At 71.8% G+C, this 23,157-nt stretch carries 17 protein-coding genes, 4 tRNA genes and 2 pseudogenes; 11 read left to right on the top strand and 12 right to left on the bottom strand.

Annotated elements, in window-relative coordinates; genetic code table 11:
- From ND748_RS07990 to ND748_RS07980, 3 genes and pseudogenes are all read right to left on the bottom strand, one after another.
- A pseudogene (locus ND748_RS07990) lies at positions 1–604 on the bottom strand (hypothetical protein); the annotation flags it as partial.
- A gap of 4 nt (positions 605–608) precedes the next feature.
- Positions 609–878, bottom strand: coding sequence for a hypothetical protein (locus ND748_RS07985; protein ID WP_251745019.1), 270 nt, complete (start codon positions 876–878; stop codon positions 609–611).
- A 184-nt stretch (positions 879–1,062) separates the two neighbouring features.
- The gene (locus tag ND748_RS07980) at positions 1,063–1,914 is read right to left on the bottom strand and encodes a pyrimidine reductase family protein (RefSeq protein ID WP_251745018.1); all 852 of its coding nucleotides are present in this window, start codon (positions 1,912–1,914) and stop codon (positions 1,063–1,065) included.
- 241 nt (positions 1,915–2,155) lie between these two features.
- On the opposite strand from ND748_RS07980, the pseudogene zapE reads away from it, so the two are divergent.
- Positions 2,156–2,372, top strand: a pseudogene (gene zapE, locus ND748_RS34980) (AFG1/ZapE family ATPase); the annotation flags it as partial.
- A 276-nt stretch (positions 2,373–2,648) separates the two neighbouring features.
- On the opposite strand, the gene treZ reads toward zapE, so the two are convergent.
- From treZ to glgX, 3 genes are all read right to left on the bottom strand, one after another.
- On the bottom strand, positions 2,649–4,424 hold the full coding sequence (treZ, locus tag ND748_RS07975; protein WP_251745017.1) for a malto-oligosyltrehalose trehalohydrolase: 1,776 nt from the start codon (positions 4,422–4,424) through the stop codon (positions 2,649–2,651).
- Positions 4,425–4,664: 240 nt separating this feature from the next.
- Positions 4,665–7,112: a malto-oligosyltrehalose synthase gene (treY, locus tag ND748_RS07970; RefSeq protein WP_251745016.1), complete on the bottom strand. Its 2,448-nt coding sequence runs from the start codon at positions 7,110–7,112 to the stop codon at positions 4,665–4,667.
- A gap of 40 nt (positions 7,113–7,152) precedes the next feature.
- Positions 7,153–9,372 (bottom strand): glycogen debranching protein GlgX, encoded by a 2,220-nt coding sequence (gene glgX, locus ND748_RS07965; RefSeq protein ID WP_251745015.1) that lies wholly within the window; start codon positions 9,370–9,372, stop codon positions 7,153–7,155.
- Positions 9,373–9,497: 125 nt separating this feature from the next.
- Between glgX and ND748_RS07960 the strand changes: the two genes are divergently transcribed.
- The 4 genes from ND748_RS07960 (at position 9,498) to ND748_RS07945 (ending at position 12,208) form a co-directional block, all read left to right on the top strand.
- Positions 9,498–9,932, top strand: a complete 435-nt coding sequence (locus tag ND748_RS07960) for an NfeD family protein (RefSeq protein ID WP_251745014.1) — start codon at positions 9,498–9,500, stop codon at positions 9,930–9,932.
- 73 nt (positions 9,933–10,005) lie between these two features.
- A complete protein-coding gene (locus ND748_RS07955) occupies positions 10,006–10,965 on the top strand; it encodes an SPFH domain-containing protein (protein WP_251745013.1) in 960 nt (319 codons plus the stop codon).
- A 200-nt stretch (positions 10,966–11,165) separates the two neighbouring features.
- Positions 11,166–11,699 carry a DUF3145 domain-containing protein gene (locus ND748_RS07950; protein ID WP_251745021.1) on the top strand — a complete coding sequence of 178 codons (534 nt, stop codon included), beginning with the start codon at positions 11,166–11,168 and terminating at the stop codon, positions 11,697–11,699.
- 215 nt (positions 11,700–11,914) lie between these two features.
- Positions 11,915–12,208 carry a DUF4193 family protein gene (locus ND748_RS07945; protein WP_251745012.1) on the top strand — a complete coding sequence of 98 codons (294 nt, stop codon included), beginning with the start codon at positions 11,915–11,917 and terminating at the stop codon, positions 12,206–12,208.
- Positions 12,209–12,403: 195 nt separating this feature from the next.
- Here ND748_RS07945 and ND748_RS07940 read toward each other — a convergent pair whose 3' ends face one another.
- On the bottom strand, positions 12,404–12,991 hold the full coding sequence (locus ND748_RS07940) for an isochorismatase family protein (RefSeq protein ID WP_251745011.1): 588 nt from the start codon (positions 12,989–12,991) through the stop codon (positions 12,404–12,406).
- A gap of 112 nt (positions 12,992–13,103) precedes the next feature.
- On the opposite strand from ND748_RS07940, the gene ND748_RS07935 reads away from it, so the two are divergent.
- Entirely contained in the window at positions 13,104–13,913 is an 810-nt protein-coding gene (locus ND748_RS07935) for a DUF3097 domain-containing protein (protein WP_251745010.1), read from the top strand.
- A gap of 157 nt (positions 13,914–14,070) precedes the next feature.
- On the top strand, positions 14,071–14,925 hold the full coding sequence (locus ND748_RS07930; RefSeq protein ID WP_251745009.1) for an N-acetylmuramoyl-L-alanine amidase: 855 nt from the start codon (positions 14,071–14,073) through the stop codon (positions 14,923–14,925).
- An 89-nt stretch (positions 14,926–15,014) separates the two neighbouring features.
- Here ND748_RS07930 and ND748_RS07925 read toward each other — a convergent pair.
- The 3 genes from ND748_RS07925 to ND748_RS07915 form a co-directional block, all read right to left on the bottom strand.
- Positions 15,015–15,086 (bottom strand) — tRNA-Val (locus tag ND748_RS07925).
- Between the two features lie 13 nt (positions 15,087–15,099).
- Positions 15,100–15,171 (bottom strand) — tRNA-Cys (locus ND748_RS07920).
- A 42-nt stretch (positions 15,172–15,213) separates the two neighbouring features.
- Positions 15,214–15,286: transfer RNA gene (locus ND748_RS07915), tRNA-Gly, on the bottom strand.
- Between the two features lie 320 nt (positions 15,287–15,606).
- Between ND748_RS07915 and ND748_RS07910 the strand changes: the two genes are divergently transcribed.
- Positions 15,607–16,707 (top strand): chorismate-binding protein, encoded by a 1,101-nt coding sequence (locus ND748_RS07910; RefSeq protein WP_251745008.1) that lies wholly within the window; start codon positions 15,607–15,609, stop codon positions 16,705–16,707.
- A 193-nt stretch (positions 16,708–16,900) separates the two neighbouring features.
- Here ND748_RS07910 and ND748_RS07905 read toward each other — a convergent pair whose 3' ends face one another.
- A complete protein-coding gene (locus ND748_RS07905) occupies positions 16,901–17,332 on the bottom strand; it encodes an SsgA family sporulation/cell division regulator (protein ID WP_009739629.1) in 432 nt (143 codons plus the stop codon).
- A gap of 435 nt (positions 17,333–17,767) precedes the next feature.
- Here ND748_RS07905 and ND748_RS07900 point away from each other — a divergent pair.
- Positions 17,768–17,839: transfer RNA gene (locus tag ND748_RS07900), tRNA-Val, on the top strand.
- A 1,586-nt stretch (positions 17,840–19,425) separates the two neighbouring features.
- Positions 19,426–19,989: an HIT domain-containing protein gene (locus tag ND748_RS07895; protein ID WP_251745007.1), complete on the top strand. Its 564-nt coding sequence runs from the start codon at positions 19,426–19,428 to the stop codon at positions 19,987–19,989.
- Between the two features lie 69 nt (positions 19,990–20,058).
- Here the strand turns inward: ND748_RS07895 and ND748_RS07890 are convergent, their stop codons facing one another.
- A complete protein-coding gene (locus ND748_RS07890; protein WP_251745006.1) occupies positions 20,059–22,287 on the bottom strand; it encodes an elongation factor G-like protein EF-G2 in 2,229 nt (742 codons plus the stop codon).
- Positions 22,288–22,454: 167 nt separating this feature from the next.
- Between ND748_RS07890 and pgsA the strand changes: the two genes are divergently transcribed.
- Positions 22,455–23,157, top strand: a 703-nt coding sequence (gene pgsA / locus ND748_RS07885) for a phosphatidylinositol phosphate synthase (RefSeq protein WP_251745005.1), incomplete at its 3' end; no start/stop codon positions are given.

Below are 23,157 nucleotides of genomic sequence, written 5' to 3'. Positions count from 1 at the left end.
GTCGCCCATCTGGTGCTCGCCGACGCGACGCGTGATCTGCGTCCCCGGGGCCTGCGCCACCGGGCGGACCTCCGCCTCTGCCTGCGACAGGGACGAGGACGGCTGCGGATTCGGCAGCGGTGTCCACCCTGGGATCGGCGTCCCCGCCGGGACGGGTTTCGTGGTCGGCGTCGGAATCGGGACGGACTTCGGCCCCGTGGATGACTCCCGTGACCAGGACGGGTTGAGCGACGAGGCCAGCTTGGTCGTCCAGGAGCGACCGGGAGTGCTGCACGGCCGGCGCGATGGCGGCCGCCGCCGGCAGGAGCGATCGCCCTGCGTCGTCGGCGCCCTCGGCCAGCGCGAGCCGGTGGCGCAGCATCGCGGCGTCGGCGTCGAGCTCGTCGCCCAGCCGGGCCAGCCGGGCCGCCCAGCCACCCGGGCCGCCGACCTGGGCCAGGGCGTGGGCGACGATCCGCGCGCTGGTGTGCAGGGCCTCGGCGGCGGACCGCACCGCGGCCGCGAGGGTGCGCAGCCGGGCAGGATCGAAGGCCACCCGGTTGCCGCCCGTGCCGTGCTCGGAGAGATGAAGGGCGAGGTTGACGGAGTCACCGAAGCTCGGCACGGCGTCAGCCGATCGCCCGCGGTGGGGCGCCGGGCGCCGTCGACCTCCCGGCCGGTCCCGAGCAGGCCTGCTCGCAGACCAGCAGACAGCGGTCGAGCAGGGCGGTCGCCTCGGCGGCGAGATGCCGGATCCGGCCGGCCCACTGCTGCGCCGCCCGGCCGTCCCACGCGCCGGCACCGGCGGCCGCGACCCGGTCCAGGGCGGTCGTCACGTCCCGCCGGGTGCGCGCTACCGCACCGGCCGCTGTCGTCCGGGCTCCATCGAAGATCGTCATCCGCACACCACCGCCGTCGGGTCAGGTTCGGTGCGGCGACGCTAACAACGTGCCGACAGGTCGTGCTGATCGTCCTCGGATCCTGTGGATGACGGCTGTGGGAATCGCCGACCTGTGGATAAGGCGGCCGCCATCCCGGCCCGGCCATCCCGGCCGGGCGCGGACCGGTCGGCGCGAGGCGGCCTCAGCGCTGGTAGCGCAGGAAGAGGTTGCCGTCCTCGACGAGCACCTGGACCAGCCGCATCGTGGCCGGCTCGGGCCACGGCGGGCCCTCCACAATGCCCATGCGGCCGGGGCCGGCAAGTAGCGGCGCCACGGTCAGGCACAGCTCGTCGAGCAGACCCGCGCCGGCAAGCTGGGCGTGCAGCAGCGGGCCGCCCTCCGTGAGCACGCGGGTCATCCCCCGTTCGGCCAGGGCCGCGAGGGCCGCCGCCGGGTCGACGGTCCTGTCACCGCAGAGGACGACCTCGGCGACCGCCGCGAGCGCCTGCCGCTTGGCCGGGGGGGCGCCGTCGCAGGTGAGGACGATGGGACGGACCTCAGCGTCGAACAACCGGGCGCCAGGATCGAGGCCCGCGGTCGCGGTGACCACGGCGATCGGGGGGACGGCGGCGAGCCCCGCGGCCTGCCGCCGGGCCCGCCGTTCGGGCGGGACGATCACCGGCCCGTAGTTCTCGTGGCGTGCGGTGCCGGCGCCGACGAGTACCACGTCGCTGAGCCAGCGCAGTAGCTGGAAGACCCGCCTGTCCGCCTCGCCGCCCAACGGGCCCGACCGTCCACCCACCTCCGCGGCGCCGTCGACGGAGCTCACGAAGTTCGCCCGGACGTAGCTGGTCCGCCCGGCTGCGGGCGGGTAGGCGTAGGCCTCGTCGAGATCGATCTCGGCCGCTTTTGCCGCGGCCTCGTCGCCGCCGACGGCGCCCGGATCATCCGCTCCGGCGCCGGCACCGGCGGCTTCCGTCGTCGGCGGCGCCGCAACCGGCGCGGACGTGCCTGGGCTTGCGGCGGGGCCAGGAACCGGGAGGATGCGTCGCACCGAGCCGACTGTAGCCGGTCGGCGAGGGCTCATCCGGTTCGTCTCGGCCCGCGATGTACGGCCAACCAGCCTGTTTGCGCCGCCCCGATCAGCGGCTCCCCGACCCCCGCGCCCTGCTCCGAGGGGCGGCTCCGCGACCCTTGTCCTGGCCCGATCGGCCCGGGCACCGTGAGGTCGGTCCCGGCGGCGCATGACGGGGGGCCCGACCGGGCCCGCTCCGTAGGCTGACCTGATGGTGCACGTCGCGCTGCACGGCGTGGCGCCGGTCGCCGACCAGGCCGTGGCGTTGCGGGTCGTGGTGCTCGCCGATCGGCTCTACGACCGGTCGATCCCGGTCGTGGCCTCGGGCGTCGGACTGGGGGAGCTGTTCGGCGCGGAGCTGCTCGCCGAGCCGCATCGCAAGAGCGGTGTCGCGCCTGGCCGCCCTCGCCCGCGACGGCGCCCGTCTCACCGCCTGACGCCGGCCGCGCGGCACACCCGGACCCGCTGCCCGTCGGGGCGGACGGACATCGGGACCGGTCCGCCGCGATCGTCGGTGGACCCTGCGACGATGGACGCATGGGAACCTACGTCGTGCTGCTCGTCATGGTGTTGCTGGTGGGGCTGGCAGTGCTCGGCGCGCTGTATTTCCTGCTGTCCCGCGACCGCCTCCGTCGATGACCGTCCTGGCCGACGACCGTCCTGGCCGACGACCGGCCCCCGGCCGAAGATCGACCGGCCGGGGGCGGCGCCGCTCAGCCGGCGGCCGGCTCGGCCGGCGGCAGCAGGCGGGTGATGACGACGGACTCGCCGTCGAGCTCGACCCGGCCGGGCATGTAGGTGAAGCCGGGGGCCGAGGCCGCCGGTGCGTCGAAGGGAACGCCGTCGAGTGGCACCACCTGGCGCTGCGACGCCAGATTGACGACGATCGCCACGTCCCCACGGCGCACCACCAGCCAGCGGGCCTCCTCGTCGAAGGTGCACTCGACCGACGCCCACGCCGGATCCGTCAGTGCCGGCAACTTGCGGCGCAGCCCGATGAGCCGGCGGTGCCAGTCCAGCAGGCTGCCGTGGCCTGGGCGGGTCGGCTCGGACCAGTCCAGCTTCGACCGTTCGAACGTCGCCGGATCCTGCGGGTCGGGGACGTCGTCGGGCCCCCAGCCGTGCTCGGCGAACTCGGCGCGCCGCCCCTCCCGCACCGCGTCGCCGAGCCCGGGGGCGATGTGGTCGGTGAAGTACTGCCAGGGGGTGTGTGCCCCCCATTCCTCGCCCATGAACAGCATCGGGGTCAGCGCCGAGGTGAGCAGCAGGGCCGCGCCGATTCGCAGCAGCCCGTCGCTGAGCTGCGCCGAGGAGCGGTCTCCCACCGCCCGGTTGCCGATCTGGTCGTGGTTCTGCAGGAACGTGACGAACCGGTAGGCCGGCGTCGTCGGCGGCATCGGCCGGCCGTGTGAACGGCCGCGGAACGCGGAGTAGCCGCCCTCGTGGACGAAACCCTTCGTCAGCGCGTGGGCGAGCGTCGAGATCGACCCGAAGTCGACGTAGTAGCCCTGCCGTTCGCCGGACAGCGTCGCCCACAGCGCGTGGTGGGCGTCGTCGCACCACTGGCCGTCCAGGCCGTACCCGCCGGCCTCGGGCGCCACCACCAGTTTGGGATCGTTGAGGTCGGACTCGGCGACGGCGAACAGCGGCCGGCGCATCTGCGCCCCGAGCCGGTGCACCGACTCGGCGATGTCCTCGAGCAGGTGCATCGCCCGGCTGTCCTGGAAGGCGTGCACGGCGTCCAGGCGCAGCCCGTCGCAGTGGAAGTCCCGCAGCCAGGACAGCGCGCTGTCGAGGATGAAGGCGCGGACCTCGTCCGACCCGGGCGCGTCGAGGTTGACCGCCGGGCCCCACGGGGTCAGGTACCGGTCGGTGAAGTAGGGCCCGAACTGCCCCAGGTAGTTCCCGTCGGGGCCGAGGTGGTTGTAGACGACGTCCATGATCACACCGATGCCGCGGGCGTGCGCCGCGTCGACGAACCGCTTCAGCCCGTCCGGGCCGCCGTACGGCTCGTGCACGGCGAACAGGCCCACCCCGTCGTAGCCCCAGCCGTGGTGTCCCGGGAAGGCGTTGACCGGCAGCAGCTCGACGGCGTCGATGCCGAGCTCGGCGAGGTGGTCGAGCCGGCCGATCGCGGCGTCGAAGGTGCCCTCCGGGGTGAACGTCCCGACGTGCAGCTCGTAGAGCACGCTGCCGGCCAGCGCGATGCCCCGCCAGCTCGCATCCGACCAGCGAAACGTCGCGTGGTCGACCAGCCGGGACCGGCCGTGCACCCCCGCCGGCTGCCAGGCCGAGCGGGGATCGGGCAGCTCCTGGGTGCCGCCGTCGAGCAGGAACGCATAGTCCGTGCCGTGCTTCGCGGAGGGGACGTTCACCCACCACCAGCCACGCCGCCCGGCGGACATCTCATGGGTGGAGTCGTCGGCGGAAGTCGCCACGACCAGGCTGACCGTCTTCGCGTCCGGGGCCCACAGCCGGAAGGTGCTCATAGCTCCTGTCTACCTTCCGCCGCCGCGTGACATGCCGTGTCCGTGACAACGGCCCGCACCGAAGGTGCCCGCAGGACCTGGTTTCACCGGGCGGGACGGCCCCCTGTGACCGGTCTCATGGCAGCGGACACGCCAGGTGAGATCCGTGATCAACATCCAGGGGTGTGCGCCGTCCCGGTCCCGTGCCGACGCCCGACGGCGGTGAAGGTCGATCCGGCGCAGGGGCCCGTTCGCGCCGGGTCAGGAGCGGACGAGGAGGCTGACGGGGAAGTCGCGCAGCAGGCGCAGGACGTAGGCGGTGCCGCCGTCGTGCTTGCGGCCGGTCAGGACGTCGGTCCAGCGGCCCTCGGGCAGGGGGATGGTCGTGTCGCGCCAGCCGCCGCCGCGGCGCAGGCCGAGAACCAGGCGGGGCACCACGGCGACCACCGACTCGGAGCGGGCGAAGGCGACCACGTTCTCCGCGGCCGAGCCCGACGCCCACAGCGGCCGGTAGGTGGCCCGGTCGCCGAACCACTCGGGGTGCTCGCGGCGGGTCCGCAGCGTCCGGGTGACGACGAGCAGCTTCGCGGCGCCGGAGTCGTCGAGCAGCGGCGGGCGGCGTGGCCCGCCGGTGTCCGCGCCCGGCTCGGCGCCGAGTTCGGCGAGCAGCTTCGTCCGGTCGCCGTAGTTCACCGGGCGGCGGTTGTCCGGGTCGACCAGGGACAGGTCCCACAGCTCCTGACCCTGGTACACGTCCGGGACGCCGGGGACGGTGAGCTGGAGCAGCTTCTGGGCCAGCGAGTTCTGCCGGCCGAGCTCGACGAGGGTGCCGACGTAGCCGGTGAGCACGGCGAGGAACTCCTCGTCCTCGAGCACCGACTCGATGTAGTTCGTCAGCGCCGCCTCGTAGGCGGGGTCCTGGTCGGTCCAGCTCGTGTAGACCTTCGCCTCGCGGGCGGCCTTGAGCATGTACTGGGTCGCCCGCTCGGTGGACAACGGCCAGGCGCCGACGAGGGTCTGCAGCAGGAAGTAGGCGGTGGACCGGTCCGGCCAGCCCTGCTCGGTGTCGCGGTGGCGCTCGCCGAGGCGGACCAGGTGGCCGGCCACCTCGGCCCAGCCGCGGGGGTCCTCCGAGAGGACGGCGAGGCGGGCGCGGACATCCTCGGAGCGCTTCGTGTCATGCGTGGACAGGGTGGTCATCGTCAGCGGCCAGTTCCGCTGCACGGTCAGGTTCGCCTCGTGGAACTCGGTGACGGCGCTGCGCGGATGCCCGGTGGTGAACGCCGGGAAGCGCGCCGGGTCGCCGCCGACCTCGTTGAGGGCGATGAGCCGGGCGTAGCGGTAGAACGCGGTGTCCTCGATGCCCTTGGCCATCACCGGGCCGCAGGTCTGCTGGAAGCGCATGACGAACTCGGGCGGACCGCTCAGCGCCAGATCCTCGATCAGGTCGACCTCGGTGGAGCGGCCGGGCAGGTAGGACCGGGCCTGCTCGCAGGCCCGCACCACGTGGCCGCGCGCCTCCAGGCTCGGCGTGCCGTCCGGGCGGATGTAGGCCCGGTAGACGTCGAAGGCGGCCAGCACCTCGCACAGCGCCTCGCGCAGCCCGGTGCGGGTGAGGTCCGCGCGGGCCTCCCGGGCCTCGCCGAGGGCGAGCGCGGTCAGCCGGTCGACCTCGGGCTGCAGCACGCCGGCGAGCACGTCGAGCTTCGCGGCCCGGGCCTCGGTCTCGAAGTTCGGATCGGCGCGGGTGATCTCCTGGTAAAGGGCGGCGAGGGGATGGCCGGCGACGGGGTCGAGGAACAGCCGGGTCAGCCGGGAGATCCCCTCGTAGCCGGTGGTGCCGTCGCAGGCCCAGGTGTCCGGCAGGGCCTCGTCGTGTTCCAGGATCTTCTCGACGACGGTCCACACCCCGCCGGAGGCGTCGGCGAGCCGGCGCAGGTAGCCCTCCGGGTCGGCCAGGCCGTCCGGGTGGTCGATGCGCAGCCCCTCGAACGTGCCCGCCCGGACCTGCTCGATGAGCAGCCGGTGGGTGGCGGCGAAGACGTCGGGTTCCTCCTGGCGCAGCCCGGCGAGGGTGGTGATGTCGAAGAAGCGGCGGTAGTTCAGCTCGCTCGCGGCGACCCGCCACCAGCACAGCCGGTAGTACTGGGCGTCCAGGGTCGCGGCGACGTCGTCGGGGTCGGCGGTGCCGGGCGCGGTCGGCAGCACGTGGTCGTAGTAGACGACGACCCACGCGCCCTCGGTGTCCTGCTCGACCGAGATCTCCCCGTTGGCCAGGCAGTCCGCGAGGCCGGCGCCGAGGATCGGGACCAGCACCCGGCCCGGGTTGTCGGGGGCGGCCCAGTCGATGTCGAACCAGGTGGCGTAGGGGGATTCGGGGCCCTCCCGCAGCACCGACCACCAGGCCGCGTTCGCCGTCTCCGGGGCGACGGACATGTGGTTCGGGACGACGTCGACGACGATCCCGAGGCCGGCCTTGCGGCAGGCGGCGGTCAGCCGGCGCAGGCCGCCCGTGCCGCCGAGTTCGGGGTTGATCTGGCCGTGCTCGACGACGTCGTAGCCGTGCGTCGAGCCGGGGGCGGCTTCCAGCACCGGCGACAGATACAGGTGCGACACGCCGAGCGTGGCCAGATAGGGAACGATCACGGCCGCGTCGGTGAGGGAGAAGTCCAGATTGAGCTGGAGCCGGTAGGTCGCGGTCGGGACCACTCGCTCGCCTCTGGAGCCGCCCGGCGGCGGGGCGGTCGGCTCAGTCGACACGGCGCAGCACGACTGTCGAACGGGCGTCGACCTCGATCGGGTCGCCGGCCTTGACCACCTTGCCCACGTCGGTGGGATCCAGGGCGGACTGGGCCAAGGGGATGGCCTCAAGGGTGGCGTCGATCTCCGCGGTGGACTTGCGGGTGTCGACGACCGTCTCCCAGGACGTGCCGAAGCTCGGCGCCGGCACCCGGAAGGCGACGGGCTCGAAGTGGGCGTTGAAGTACAGCAGGAAGGAGTCGTCGGTGATCGACTGACCGAGCGCGTCCGGGTCCGGGATGCCCTCCCCGTTGAGGTAGACGCCGAGGGAGCGGGCCGTGCCGGACTCCCAGTCGGTGTCGGTCATCTCGGTGCCGTCGGGCCGCAGCCAGACGATGTCCTTCTTGGCCGGGTCGTCGCTCGCGGCCGGGCCGTCGCTCGCGGCGCCGCGGGCCGCGGCGTCCTGCCCGCGCAGGGAGAGCCCCTTGAAGAACCGGCGGCGACGGAAGATCGGGTGGTCCTTGCGGAGCTTGGACAGCAGGCCGACGAACTCGACCAGGTCCGCATTGCGTTCGGCGTCCGCCCAGTCCAGCCAGGAGATCGGGTTGTCTTGGCAGTAGGCGTTGTTGTTGCCGTGTTGGGTGCGCCCCATCTCGTCTCCGGCGACCAGCATCGGCACCCCCTGGGACAGCAGTAGCGTCGTGAGCAGGTTACGGGTTTGCGCGGTCCGCAGGGACGATACGTCCGGGTCGTCGGTCGGCCCCTCGACTCCGCAGTTCCAGGACCGGTTGTCGTCGGATCCGTCCCGGTTGTCCTCGCCGTTGGCCTCGTTGTGCTTGTCGTTGTAGGAGACGAGGTCGCGCAGCGTGAACCCGTCGTGGGCGGTGATGAAGTTGATCGACGCCCAGGGGCGCCGCCCGTTGTTCTCGTACAGGTCGCTGGACCCGGTGAGCCGGGAGGCGAACTCGGCGATGCCGTGGTCCTGGCCGCGCCAGAAGTCACGGACGGTGTCCCGGTACTTGCCGTTCCACTCCGTCCACAGCGGGGGGAAGTTCCCGACCTGGTAGCCGCCCTCGCCGAGGTCCCACGGCTCGGCGATCAGCTTGACCTGGGAGACGACCGGGTCCTGCTGGACCAGGTCGAAGAACGACGACAGCCGGTCGACGTCGTAGAACTCCCGCGCCAGCGTCGCGGCCAGGTCGAAGCGGAAGCCGTCGACGTGCATGTCGGTCACCCAGTACCGCAGCGAGTCCATGATCAACTGCAGGACGTGGGGGTGGCGCACCCGCAGGCTGTTGCCGGTGCCCGTGTAGTCCATGTAGTAGTGGGGGTCATCGTCGACGAGGCGGTAGTAGGCGGCGTTGTCGATGCCGCGGAAGCACAGCATCGGCCCCATGTGGTTGCCCTCGGCGGTGTGGTTGTAGACGACGTCGAGGATCACCTCGATCCCGGCCTCGTGCAGGTTCTTGACCATGCCCTTGAACTCCTGCACCTGCCGGCCGTGGCCGCCGGAGGCGGAGTAGCCGTTGTGCGGGGCGAGGAAGGCGATCGAGTTGTAGCCCCAGTAGTTGCGCAGGTTCTTGCTGACCAGGTGCTCGTCGTGGACGAACTGGTGCACGGGCAGCAGCTCGATCGCCGTGACGCCGAGCTTGCGGTAGTGATCGATCATCAACGGGTGGGCGATGCCGGCGTAGGTGCCGCGGTACTCCTCGGGCAGCCCGGGATGGTTCTTGGTGAGCCCGCGGACATGCGCCTCGTAGAACACCGACTCGTTGTAGGGCGTGCGCGGCGGACGGTCGCCGTTCCAGTCGAAGAACGGGCTGATCACGACCGACTTCATCATGTGCGGGCCGGAGTCGGCGTCGTTGACGCTGTCCGGATCGCCGAAGGTGTACGGGAACACCGCCTGGTCCCAGGCGACCTCGCCGTCGACGGCCTTCGCGTACGGGTCGAGCAGCAGTTTGTGCGGGTTGCACCGGGCGCCGTGGGCGGGATCGTAGGGGCCGTGGACCCGGTAGCCGTAGCGCTGCCCCGGCCCCACCGTAGGCAGGTAGGCATGCCAGACGAAGGCGTCGACCTCCTTGAGATCGACCTGGTCCTCCTCGCCCGCGTCGTCGAACAGGCAGAGCTGGACCCGGTCGGCGATCTCCGAGAAGAGCGCGAAATTCGTCCCCGAGCCATCATATGTGGCGCCCAGGGGATAAGGGCTGCCCGGCCATACCTGCGACATACGAACGAAGCCTACGGCCAGGACGGATGCTCTGATCCGGGGGCGCACGAAATGTGAGGTCAGAGCTTCGTCGATCATTGAGTTTTCATTGATCGGCGGCTGCCGGCCGGGCCTAGCATGGGGTCATGGCCGACTGGGCGATCTGGATCGTCGTCGCCGGCGCGCTGCTCGTCGGCGAACTGCTCACGCTGGACCTGACGCTGGTGATGTTCTCGCTGGCGGCGCTGGTGGGAGCGGCGGTCGCGGTGCTGGGCGCCGATGCCGCCTGGCAGATCGTCGGGTTCGTCGTGGCGGCCGGTGGTTTCGGCCTCGGGCTGCGTCCGGTGGCCCGCCGGCACCTGCAACGCGCCCCTGAACTGCGCACCGGCACGCAGGCGCTCGTGGGGGAGCAGGTGCTGGTGGTGGAACGGGTGGACGGGCAGGGCGGCCGGGTGAAGATCAAGGGCGAGATCTGGACAGCCCGGACGTACCCGACCACCACCGTGCTGGAGGCCGGCAGCCAGGCGCACGTCCTGCGCATCGACGGAGCGACGGCCATCGTGCACCGATTCGAGATCTGACCCCACGGCCCGGCGCTCCCGGCGTCGGCGGGGTCACGGAAAGGCCCGCGGGTCCGACTGGGAGGGGTACGTCATGACAGGTGTCATCGTCGCCGTGGTGGTCGCGGCGGTATTGCTGATCTTTCTGGCGCGGGCGGTGCGGATCGTGCCGCAGGCGCGGGCGATGGTGGTGGAACGTCTCGGCCGGTACCACCGCACGCTCACTCCGGGCCTCGCGGTCGTGGTTCCGTTCGTCGATCGGGTCCGCGACCGCATCGACCTGCGCGAGCAGGTGGTCAGCTTCCCGCCGCAGCCGGTGATCACCGAGGACAACCTCGTGGTCGGGATCGACACGGTGATCTACTTCCAGGTCACCGATCCGCGGGCGGCCACCTACGAGATCGCCAACGTCATCCGCGCCATCGAGCAGCTCACCGTCACCACGCTGCGCAACGTCATCGGCGGGCTGAACCTGGAGGCCACCCTCACCTCCCGTGACCAGATCAACGGTCAGTTGCGCGGCGTGCTCGACGAGGCGACGGGCAAGTGGGGCATCCGGGTAAACCGGGTGGAGCTGAAGGCCATCGACCCGCCGCGGTCCATCCAGGACTCGATGGAGAAGCAGATGCGGGCCGAGCGGGACCGCCGCGCGGCGATCCTGACCGCCGAGGGCGTGAAGCAGAGCGAGATCCTGCGGGCCGAAGGGGCGAAGCAGGCGGCGATTCTGCGAGCCGAGGGTGAGCGGGAGGCACAGATCCTCACGGCCGAGGGCGAGGCGAAGGCCATCGGCACGGTGTTCCGGGCGATTCACGAGGGCGACGCCGACCAGAAGCTGCTGGCCTACCAGTATCTGCAGACGCTGCCGCAGATCGCCCAGGGCCAGGCGAGCAAACTGTGGATCGTGCCGAGTGAGCTGACCGGCGTGCTCGGCGGTCTCGGCGGCCTGGGCGGCCTGCTGGGTGCCGGCGGGCCGGCCGCCGCCCAGGACGGCACCCCCGCCCGCGGCGGGCCCAATGGTGCCGCGCCGCAGCAACCGCATCCCGCCTCTGACTGACCCGCCCGGATGAACCATCGACGAGGCGGTGCGGGTGGCCGCCCCGAACCGGGGTTCCGCCCAATTAGTCATACTTCTGGAGGGGGGTGGGGCTAGTCCGCCGAGCCGGACCATGGGACGATTTCACCAAGCTATACGGGGGCGGGTCGACAGGCGCAGGGGAAGGCGTCCCTCGTCGACGGAGGTCCCGCGTGGTCGCAATGTCCTCGACAGCTCGTGAGCTGTCATCCGGCTCGTCGTCCTTCGCCGTGCCGGGCAAGCTGGCGGTGCTCGCATGTCCGCCGGCCCTGTGCCCGCATCTGGAGTTCGCCGTGTCCGGTGTGTTGTCGTCGCCGGTGTCGCTGACCTGGACGGCGCAGCCAGGCATGCCCGGCTTCCTGTTCGCCGGGCTGGAGTGGCGCGCGTCCCCGGGCACGGCGGGCCGGGTTGCCGGAGCCCTGCGCCGCCTCGGTCACGTCACCTTCGAGACCGTCGAGGGCCCCTCGCCCGGGTGCGATGCCGAGCGCTATTCCTATACCCCCGATCTCGGCCTGCACCGGGCCGCGATCGCCGCGAACGGTGACGTGGTGGTCGGTGAGGCCGCCCTGCGGGCGCTGCTGGAACGGGGCGAGGCTCGCGAGACCCTCGCCCGGGGCCTGCACCGCCTGCTCGGGACGGCGTGGGACGACGTCCTCGAGCCGCTGCGCCGGGGCGCGCATGGAGCCCCGGTCACCTGGCTGCGGCGCACCGGCTGAGACCCGCGCCGACCAGCCCGCGGGCGACCGGACCCGCACCCGGTCAGGGCGCGCGACGCGGATGGTCAGAGCCCTGCGACGCATCGGCGCGGAGATGGTTGCGAGGGTGTGGTGAAGCCCACACCGGGGTAGCGCGGGTCTGACGGGCACATACCCCGGCGGTCATGCGTTGTGGCTTGCGCACGACCACGCACAACCATTCTGGGAGTTATTCAGTGGCCACCGATTACGACACACCTCGTACGGCTGACATAGAGGACGCCTCCGAGCAGAGCCTTGAGGCCCTCAAGGCGCGACGGGCGGACGCGGCGGCTGATCTCGGTGACGATGCCGACCCGTTCGAGACCGAGCTCGGCCTGCCGGGTGCCGACCTGGCCGGAGAGGAACTGAACGTCCGGGTGCTTCCGCGGCAGGCTGACGAGTTCACCTGCACGCAGTGCTATCTCGTCCATCACCGTAGCCAGCTCGTGGACGAGCGCCGGATGGTCTGCCGGGACTGCGCGGTCTGAGGAGCCGCGTTCGGATGTTCCACCGCATGGCCTCTGGCGTGGGCTCGCGACACGCCACGGCCGTGGCGGGGGCGCCTGCTGACAGCACGCCCACCCCACCGACCACATCGACCCGTCAACCGGCCTGCCGCGCACGTATCGATCAGCAGGCCGCGATCAGGCACGTCCCGACCGAGTTGGCCGACGTCGGTTGCCTCAGCCGACCAGCACACCCGCGTTGCGCATAGCCTCCACAGCCCGCTGCGCGTCGTCCGGATGCAGATTGACGAATCTGGTTCGGGCCAGCGGCAGCACCACCGTCAGACCCAGCAGCCGCGCGTCCAGCGCGCTCTCCCGGACGCAGTGGTCACCGGCCAGGCCGACGACGACGAGCGTCGAAACCCCGAGCCCGGCGAGCCGCTCCCCGAGCACCGTCGCCGACCGGTGTCCCGAAGCCGGGTCGCGGACGGAGAAGGCGGAGTAGCCGTCGGCCCCGTCCACGCCCTTGCGGATCACCTCTCCCGACACGACCAGATCCGGATGAAAGCTGGCGCCGGCGGTTCCCGCCACGCAGTGCGGCGGCCAGACACCGCCGTCGGTGACGAAGTGCGGGGTGCGCGGGGGATGCCAGTCCTGGCTGTAGAACACCGGGGACCCGGCGGCCACCGCCGCCGCGACCTCGGCGTTCACCCCCTCGACGATCTCCTCGCCGCCGGCTACGTAGAGGCTGCCCGCCGGGTCGGCGAAATCGTTCTGGACGTCCACGACCAGCAGGGCGATTTCCGGTCCGTAGCGTGCGGTCATCGCCGGCCTCCCGTTGCTCCACGTAGCGGTGCGATATGTCCTCACTGTCGCATCCCGACACGCCCGCGTCGATATCCCTGATCATGGCGTTCTGGCGGCCTAGGTTCGGAGGATGCGCAGCCGCGATTATGGCCGGGACGTCCTGGCGCCCGCCGCCCGGACCCGCCCGGCTCCGCCGCCGGAGGTCGAGCTCGAAGCCGACCTGGTGGTCGAGGACGTGGCGACCGGCTTCTGCGGCGCCGTGGTCGGCATCGAGCACGGCGGGGTCATGCTGGAGGACCGGCACGGCGCCCGCCGGCTCTTCCCGCTCGAACCCGGGGCGTTCCTGCTGGAGGGACGCCGGGTCACGCTCGTGCGGCCCCGCCGGGCGATGCCCGCGGCCCCGTCGCGCACCGCCTCCGGCTCGCTCGCCGTCGCCGGTCACCGGGCCCGCGTGGCCCGCGCCAGCCGCATCTACGTGGAGGGCGTGCACGACGCCGCCCTCGTCGAGCGGGTGTGGGGTGACGACCTGCGCGTCGAGGGCGTGGTGGTGGAGAGCCTCGACGGGGTCGACGAACTGCCCGGCGTGGTCGAGGCATTCCGGCCGGGGCCCGGCCGACGGTTGGGCGTCCTCGTCGACCATCTCGTTCCCGGCTCGAAGGAGAGCCGCATCGCGGCCGCCGTCGTCGGCCAGCACGTGCTGGTCACCGGGCATCCCTACATCGACATCTGGCAGGCGGTGAAGCCGGCGTCGATCGGCATCTCGGCCTGGCCGACGGTGCCCCGCGGCGAGCCGTGGAAGGAGGGGGTCTGCCGGGCGCTGGGCGTCGCCGAGCCTGGCGACCTGTGGCGCCGGGTGCTGGCCTCGGTCGACAGCTACACCGACCTCGAGGTGGGCCTGCTGGGCGCGGTGGAGCGGCTGATCGACTTCGTCACGGCCTGACGACGCCCACGTGCCGACGCCGTGCCGTCGACGCCGTGCTGTCGACGCTGTGCCGCCGACCGACGCTGTGCCGCCGCCCCGTTCGGGCGGGTTGCGGGCAGGCGCATACGGTGAGTCCGGACGGGGCAGGCCGACTCCTCCATAGGTGGGAAACACGATGCCGGTGTGGGTCAGGCCGTCGCTGCTCGTCCAGATCGTCGGCGTGGTCGCCGTCGCTCTGGTGGCCGGGTTCGGCCTGCGGTTCGCGCTGACCGGCTCGGACCAGCACGGCGCCCCGGTGCCCAGGCCCGCCGTCTCGCCCGTCGCCGGCGACCCGACGGCCCTCGTCGGCCGCACCATCGTGCTCGACCCGGGGCACAACGGCGGGAACGGTCGGGCGAGCGCGGCCATCAACCGTCTGGTGCCCGCCGGGGGCTTCGACAAGGAGTGCGACACCGTCGGCGCGCAGACCGACGGCGGTTATCCCGAGCACGCCTTCACGTTCGATCTCGCCCAACGGGCCGCCGCGATCCTGCGCGCCCGCGGCGCCAGGGTCGTCCTGACCCGGCCAGACGACGACGGGGTGGGCCCGTGCATCGACGCGCGGGCGAACATCGGCAACCGCGCCGGCGCGGCCGCGGTCGTCTCCATCCACGCTGACGGCGGGCCCGCGCAGGGGCGTGGCTTCCATGTGATCGCGCCCGCGCTGAGCCCGGACCGGGCCAACGCGGCGATCCTCGCCCCGTCGAGCCGGCTCGCCGGGACCCTGCGGTCGGCATTCGGCCGCGCCACCGGCCAGCCGCTGGCCGACTATCTCGGCAAGGAGGGGATGACGATCCGGTCCGATCTTGGTGGGCTGAACCTCTCCCGCGTCCCGAAGGTGTTCCTCGAATGCGGGAACATGCGCAACCGGACCGACGCCGCGGAAATCGTCGATCCGGCCTGGCGGGCCCGGGCGGCGAGCGGCCTCGCCGACGGTGTGATCGCGTTCCTCCTGGGAGCGGGCTCACGGTCGGCGGCGCCGACCCGCTGACCCGGCTCGTCGCGAGATCGTGCCCGGACAATGAAAACGGCCACTCCGAGGAGTGGCCGGCCAAAGCACGTAAAACGCCGTTCTGCGGGTGGGCGATACTGGGATTGAACCAGTGACCTCTACCGTGTCAAGGTAGCGCTCTCCCACTGAGCTAATCGCCCGCAATGGATCCAGAGGCGGAGGCGGGAATCGAACCCGCGTACAGGGCTTTGCAGGCCCTTGCCTAAACCACTCGGCCACTCCGCCGCGGGAGGCCGCTGGTACGGACCCCAAGCCCCTCTGTTCCCGAGCGGACGACGGGATTCGAACCCGCGACCCTCACCTTGGCAAGGTGATGCTCTACCAACTGAGCCACGTCCGCACTGCACCGGGCGTTCTTGGCGGTGCAGGTAGCACTCTAGCGGACGAACGGCCCCTGCGTCGAATGGCCCGCCGGACGTCGCGGAGATGTTGCGTTGGGTCAAGGAGTCCCACGTGAACATCGGGTTTCGCCCACGGCATGTCCACCGACCCGGTCGACGCTCGGGTTCGGCCGCTACCCGCGACCCGCCGGTCACTCCGGGTCAGCCGGTGTCGGTCCAGAACAGGCGGTGTCGGCCAGAACAGGCGGTAGCGATCGGGAGAGGCGGTGTCGATCTGGGATGGCGGTGTCGATCCGGGAAGGGCGGTAACGTGATCGGAATGAGCCGGACGGACGTGGGCGCTCCGGAACCGAGCGTCCGCGGACCCGCGGCGGTCCCGCGGTCCAGGCCACCGTCCTACCTGCTCGCGGGCGACCGGCTCGCCACGGGCGTGGTGGAGATCAGTGACGATCCCGCGGTGCTGGAACGCGGCGGCTTCTGGGCCGTGGTCGTCGATTTCGAGGGCGCGCTGCGGTGTGTCCGGTTCGCCGACGTGCGTCCGGCTACCGCCGCCGGTGCCGCGGCCCTGCGCCGCGGCCCATGGCGCGGCCCGGACTCGCGGTCCTGGACGACCAGCCTCGACCGTGGCGCCTACGTGGCCGGCGCGAGCACCATCCGGGAGCGCATCGCCGCCGGGGACGTCTACGAGGTCAACCTCTGTCGGCTGCTGTCCGCGCCGCTGCCCCCGGGCGGCCCCGGCGGGGAGTCGGCCGAACCGGACCCCGCCGCGCTCGCCGCCGTCCTCGCGGCCGGCAACCCGGCGCCGTACGCACTCACGCTGGACGTTCCCGAGGCCGGCCTGCGGATCGCGGGGGCCTCGCCGGAGCTGTTCCTCGCCCGGGATGGCGACGTCGTCCATTCCGGCCCCATCAAGGGCACCGGCCGGACCGTGCACGACCTGCGGGACAAGGACGTCGCCGAGAACGTGATGATCGTCGACCTGGTCCGTAACGATCTCGGGCGAGTGGCTCGGCTGGGCAGCGTCGTCGTGCCGGCCCTGTGCGCCGTCGAACGTCATCCCGGCCTGGTTCACCTCGTCTCGACGGTGCGCGCCCGGCTGCGGCCCGGGGTGGGCTGGCCGGAGTTGCTGGAAGCCGCCTGCCCGCCCGGTTCGGTCTCCGGCGCGCCCAAGTCGAGCGCGCTGCGGATCATCCGGGAGCTGGAACCAGGGCCGCGTGGTCCCTACTGCGGCGGCATCGGCTGGGTGGATGCCGACAGCGGCCGGGGATGGCTGTCGGTTGGCATCCGCACCTTCTGGTTCGGCGCGGACCGGCTGTGGTTCGGTACCGGCGCCGCCGTGACCTGGGGCAGCGATCCGCAGGGGGAGTGGCGTGAGACCGAGCTCAAGGCCCACCGGCTGGTGGGCCTGGCGAGCAGCTGAATCGAGCGGCGAGCACCGGCGTACACACGAGGAGCTGCCTGGCCGGACTAGGTCCGGCCAGGCAGGCGGGTGCTCGACAAGCGATGGATGGGAACTGCCTCGGATGCAGAGGGCGATGGGGGAGTTGACCCCCAGTCGAACAGTGCCCGCACCGGCTAGCCGGGGTCGGGCGACGATCCCGACCCCGGTGAGATCACCGCTCGGGACCGCCCCAGATCAGCAACGCGAGCTCCGCATCAAGGTCGATGATGTCGCTCTCGCCACCGAGGGGAACGGCGGAGTACGTCCGCCGCAGGAAGGCAAGCACCTCGGAGCGCGGCATCTCGAACAGCGCGTGCCCCGACGGACTGGACAGGGACAGGCAGACGATCCGCCCACCGGACTGGGCGGCCGGCCACACCTGCACATCGCCGTCCCCGGCGGGACGACGCACGCCATCGCTCAGGAGCTGGCGGGCGAAAGTCCACTCCACGACCTCATCCGCTCCCGTCCGGAAGCCGATGCTGATCGCGTAGGGGTCGGCCGGCTCGTATCGGACTGTCGCGGCGACCGGCACAGGAGCGCCGCCAGGCACGACGAGACGAAGAGCGAGTTCGGCGGTGATCGAATCGTGACGAATAGTCATCGGGCGGCCTCTCATGGTGCGTGGTGCGGGCGAGCACCCGTGTAACGGGATAGTTCCCTCTCCGAGTCCCGTTGGTAACAAGATTATGCCAAGACAACATCCGTTACGGCAGTTCGGGCGAGTTGCCCGACCCGGAAGGGTGACCCTTTTCCGGGTAGATCGTAGATCGGACGGCCACGAGATGTACCCCCACCGCAGGCGGGCGGATGGTTACCATCCGTAGCGTCCGAACGTCCCCCGAGCGTCAGGCCAACCTGCCAAGGCCGTTCCACTTTGAGCCTTCCCCGTCCGGGTGGTTCTCAACCTTGGCCAGTCGCGGCGAACCTGGCCCAGTCCGCCCACCGGCGGGACGGCGGACATCGGCGTATCCGTCCGCCAGGACCCCCCTGCGTCGGCCCGGATCGGTGCCATGTAAGGTGGTCCCACCACCCGCAAGGGCGTATAGCTCAGTGGTAGAGCGCTGCCTTCACACGGCAGAGGTCCGTGGTTCGAAACCACGTACGCCCACGCGATCTGGCTTGTCATGCTGCGCCCCCTCTGGGGGCTTGCCGGGGTCCCGCGCGATGTCTGTCCGGGGGGGCGACCCCCCGGATCCCCCGCGTTTGGCGTGGTTGCGGGTTGGGGTGGTGGGGCGGGTTGATGGGGTGGGTTGGGGTTTTTGGTCGGGGTGCGCGCATGGGATCCCTTGGTGGTTTGGGTCTTTGCGCTGGTGGGGTCAGGCTTGCGGTGAGGCTGGATCGTGGGGACGTGGGTCGCTGGGTCTCGCTGGAAGATCTTGGGGCGTCCGGTAGGCGCGGGGGCGGGCCGGGGCTGAGGTCGGCGAGGTTCGGGGCTGGTCTCCGACGGGTGGGGCGGGGGGCGCGGGAAGCGTCCAGTGCGGGTGGGTCGTGCTCATGCTCGCGCCTTTGAGTCTTGGTCGTCGATGATCCGCGGCGGTTTCCCCTTTGGTGTCGGTTCCCGGGGCCGCCAGGCACCGCCGCGTCGACGGGTCCGCTGGCGGCAGACCGGTGGCGGGCCGCCAGCTGAAGATCATCGCTCTGGTCGACGGGCGCGCTTCCTACCAGCGCAAATACCGCTTTTTTCGCGATAAGGTCGCCTACTTCGGGCGCCGGTCGCTCCGCAGTAATCTCCGCGCGACCCCACTTTGGTGCCATGCGGGTGGGGGTGCTCGACGTCGGGCCCGCGGACGGGGCGCCCGCACCCCGCCGAGCGCCTCCCGGCGGGCGGTGACGAAGGGTGAGCATCGCCGAGGGCGGACCACCGCGAGTGGACGGTCCGGCCAGCTCGCCGACGGCCGCCTTTCCGGTTCCGGCGACCGAGAAGAGTGGCCCAGATTGTGAAAACCGGTCCGGGTTCGGACGATCGATTTCACCTGGGTGGGCTACCCCGGGTGGTCCGGGGTGGACGGTGTGCCTCGTTGGCCGATCGGCAGAGGTGCCCACCGGCCGCCGTCCGCCGGAGTCCGCGGTGACCGGGCGGGGCGAGCCGATTGCGGTGGCCGATGACGTAGCCGTTCGCCCATCGTGGATCGGCATCGTTGTGCGTCCCGCCCCTTCGGTGAGATCCTTGGTGTGCCCACGGGTTCAGGTCCGGCGCCGGTGAAGTTCACCCGGTTATTTCCGGTCGGCATGAGACCCGCCCTGTACAGATCGGCTTAACACCCGCTAAGCTGATCGGGCAGGGCGTAGCGGGTCCCCTTTGTCGGTGCGGCGTCTCGCAGGGGTGTGCCGGGAGGTCTCTCCCGGTTCGTGGTTCCCTTCGGGTTCGCCGCCGCGGCGGCCGGGACGCCGTGGTTCGAAACCGAATACGCCACTCGAGGGGGACTGGCGGCGACCCCCCCACGCCGTCAGTCTCCCTCTTCATCTGCGGCTACGCACCTGCGCGCGGGCGTCATCGCCCTCGCGCGAGCGCCCTCATCGGTCCACGTCCTGATAAATTGGCGGGATGATGGCCACCCTTCGAGGGGGATCGTCCGCTGCCGGTGGCGAGGTTGGCGCTGGTGGGCGGCCTCGGCCGGCCACGTCCCATCCAGCCGCTCGCACCTGCGGGCCCCCCCGGTCAGGCCGGTACGACGAGCTCGCGGTGGCCGCCCGGTGACCGCCGAGGTCTCGCCTGACGGAGTCCCGCTGGAGGAGCAGGCCGGGGTCGGTGGCCCCGACGCCTTCCAGCGGCTTTATACGCCTCACCGGATGGCCTACATCAAGGGTGAGGGTCGCGGCCGCGACGACGAATGCCCCTTCTGTTCCATCGTCGGAATGGCCGACGAGGACGGGCTCGTCGTCGCCCGGGGAAAAACGGTCTACGCCGTCCTCAATCTCTATCCCTACAATGCCGGGCATCTGCTCGTCGTGCCTTACCGGCATGTGGCGGACTATGCCGACATGGAATCCGAAGAAATCGTCGAGATGGCCTTTTTTGTGCAACGGGCCCTGCGCGCGTTGCGTACCGCCAGTGGAGCTCACGGATTCAACACGGGCATGAACCTGGGGCACGTCGCCGGCGCCGGAATCGCCTCCCACGTGCACCAGCACGTGGTGCCCCGGTGGGGCGGCGACACGAACTTCATGCCGGTGGTGGGGGCGACCCGGGTGCTGCCCGCCCTGCTCGGGCAGACCCGGGAGATGCTCGCCGACGCCTGGGCGGCCGCGGCCGAGTAGGCCGCTCAGCCGCTCACCCGCTCAGCCGAGCGACCGGGCAGCCGCTCAGCCGCTCAGCCGCTCAGGCGCTCAGCCGAGCAGCGAGTCGGCGAGCTGCGGTGGCATCGGCTCGTAGCCGTGCGGCTGGCGACGAAAGCTCCCCGTTCCGTGACTCAGGGAGCGCAGTTCTATCGCATACCGGGACATTTCGCGCTCCGGCACCTCGGCGTGGACGATGGTGCGCGTCGCGGCGAACGTGCTCGCGCTGCCCGGCGCCGGCGGCACCGGATCCATGCCGACGACCCGTCCCCGCCGGGTCGACAGGTCACTGACCACCGTTCCGACGAACTCGTCGGGCACCGACACGTCGACGGCCAGCACCGGCTCCAGCACGACGACGCCACCGCTGCGGGCGGCGTCGCGCAGGGCCAGCCCACCGGCGATCTGGAAGGCCAGGTCCGAGGAGTCGACGCTGTGCGACTTGCCGTCGACCAGGCGCACCCGCAGGTCGGTCAGTGGGTGGCCGGCGCGCACGCCCTGAGCCATCTGCGCCCGGACCCCCTTCTCGACCGACGGGATGAACGAGCGCGGGATGGCTCCGCCGACGACCTCGTCGACGAACTCGAAGCCGCTGCCCGGCGGGAGCGGCTCGACCTCGATCTGGCAGACGGCGTACTGGCCGTGCCCACCGGACTGTTTGACCTGGCGGCCCACCCCCCGCGCCGGGGCCCGCAGCGTCTCCCGTAGCGGGATGACGGTCGGCACCCGGTCCACGGTGGCGCCGTAGCGCTGGGCGAGGCGCTCCAGCACGGACTCCGCGTGGGCCTCGCCCATGCTCCACAGGACGAGCTGCGCGGTCTGCGGATCCTGGACCACCCGCAGGGTCGGATCCTCGATCGCCAGCCGGGAGAGCGCCGTGGCCAGCCGGTCCTCGTCAGCGCGGCCGCGGGCTCTGATCGCGATCGGCAGCAGAGGCTCGGGCATCGTCCAGGCGGGCAGGTGGCGTGGGTCGTCGAGGCTCGACAGGGTGTCGCCGGTCTCGGCGGTCGCAAGCTTCGTCACCACGCAGATGCCGCCCGCCGGGCAGTCCGGCACGCTGTGCAGCACTGACCCGTACGGCCGGGACAGCGCGCCGACCCGCTCGTCGTCGTCGTGGTCGGCACGGCCGGCCGCCGCCCGGCCGTGTCCACTGACGTGGACGGGATCGTCGGGGCGCAGCGTCCCGCTGAAGACCCGCACGACGGACATCCGGCCCACGTAGGGATCGGTGGTCGTCTTGACGACCTCGGCGACCAGCGGCCCGGCGGGATCGCCGGCGCCCGGGTCGCAGGCCGTGCCGTCGGGCCGGCTCAGCGGCGGGAGGGGATGCTCCGCCGGCGCGGGGAAGCCCTGGACGAACAGGTCGAGCAGCTCCACCGAGCCGAACCCGCCGGCCCGGGCCGGGCCCCCGTCGCCGTCTCGTCCGTCCCGGTCTCGTCCGTCCCTGTCCTGGGTCCGGGACTGGTCCTGGGTCTGGTCCGCGCGCTGCTCGGCGAGCAGGCCGATCGGCAGCACCGGGAAGAACGTGCCGCGGGTGACCGCCTTCTCCAGGTCGGCCAGCAACAGGTCCGAGTCGGGGTCGGCGCCGGACAGGTAACGGTCGAGCAGCGTCTCGTCCTCGCTCTCGGCGATGATCCCCTCGACGAGGGCCGCCCGGGCGGCGACATGGCGCACATCGGACCGGCCCGACTCGGCCGCGGACTCGCGCCGCCCGCCGGCTCCGTACTCGACGATCCGGCCGGTCAGCAGGCCCGTCAGGCGCACGCCGCCGCCCGCCGCGCGGCTGGGCAGCCAGGCCGGCAGCACACCGGTGCCGAAGGCGCGCTGGCACTCCTCGACCGCCGCGGTGAAGTCGGCCCGGCCCTGGTCCAGGTGGGTGATCGCGATGGCGCGCGGCATGCCGACCTCGGCGCACTCGGTCCACAGCAGGCCGGTTGCGCCGTCCACCCCGTCGACGGCGCTGACGACGAACAGGGCGGCGTCGGCGGCGCGCAGGCCGGCGCGCAGCTCGCCGACGAAGTCGGGGTATCCCGGCGTATCCAGCAGGTTGATGGTGAGCCCGCGATGGCTGACCGAGCACAGGGAGAGACTCACCGACCGGGAGGGGCGGTGATCGGGGTCGGCATGCCCGACGTAGCTGGTGTGGGCGAGCTGATGGTCGCCGTTCTGGCGCTCGGGCGGCCCGGCGGTGGCGAGCAGGCGGTCCACCAGGACCGTCTTGCCCGCGCCGGTATGCCCCACCAGAACGACGTTGCGTACATCGCACGAGGCTGTTGACATCCTCGCCTCCTTGATCGACAGGGCGGATCCTGTCCGTAACGGCAGAGTCCCCCCAGGTGACGTGGGGCACAAGCCCGAGGGGGGTCGTGGTCGGGAATGCACGGATCGTGGCGGCGGTACTGTGAAGACCGCCCGAAGCCGGGTACACGCGGGACGACGGGACGGACATGCTCGCTAGCAAGGCACGACCGCAGATCCAGAAGGTGCTCGACCCGGTGAGCCAGTGGGCCGCCCGGTCGTCGGTGTCGCCCGACGTCGTGACGATCATCGGCACCATCGGGGTGGCGGGCGCCGCGCTCGGGTTCTTCACCCGAGGGGTGTTCTTCCTCGGCACGATCGTGATCACCCTTTTCGTCTTCTCGGACCTGATGGACGGGGTGATCGCCCGAGCCCGCGGCATCTCCTCCAAGTGGGGGGCCTTCCTCGACTCCGCCTCCGACCGCGTCGGTGACAGCGCGATCTTCGGCTCGCTGGTCGTCTGGTACGCCGGCGACGGCGACTCGCTGCCCCTCGTCGTGGCCGCGCTGATCTGCCTGGTGGCGGGCTCGATCACCTCCTACGTCAAGGCGCGCGCGGAGGGGCTCGGCTTCACCTGCAACGTCGGCTTCGCCGAGCGCGGCGAACGGCTGTTGATCCTGCTGGTCGCCGCCGGTCTGTACGGCCTCGGCGTGCCCTACCTGCTGCCCGCCGCACTGTGGTTCCTCGTCGGCGCGACCTCGCTCACCGTGGTGCAGCGCGTGGTGCACGTGTATCGGCAGTGGTACCGCGCGGGTGACCCGCCGGCGCCGGCCGCGTCGACCGCGGCCCCCACCGCCCCCTCCGCCGGCGGGCTGTCCCGCGAAGAAACTGGCCTTCAGTCGGCGCAGGGCG

The sequence above is a fragment of the Frankia sp. AiPs1 genome, from assembly GCF_023716945.1.
Taxonomy (GTDB): domain Bacteria; phylum Actinomycetota; class Actinomycetes; order Frankiales; family Frankiaceae; genus Frankia.
Note: the sequence above shows the minus strand (reverse complement) of the source record. Positions and strands in the feature narration are given on the sequence as shown.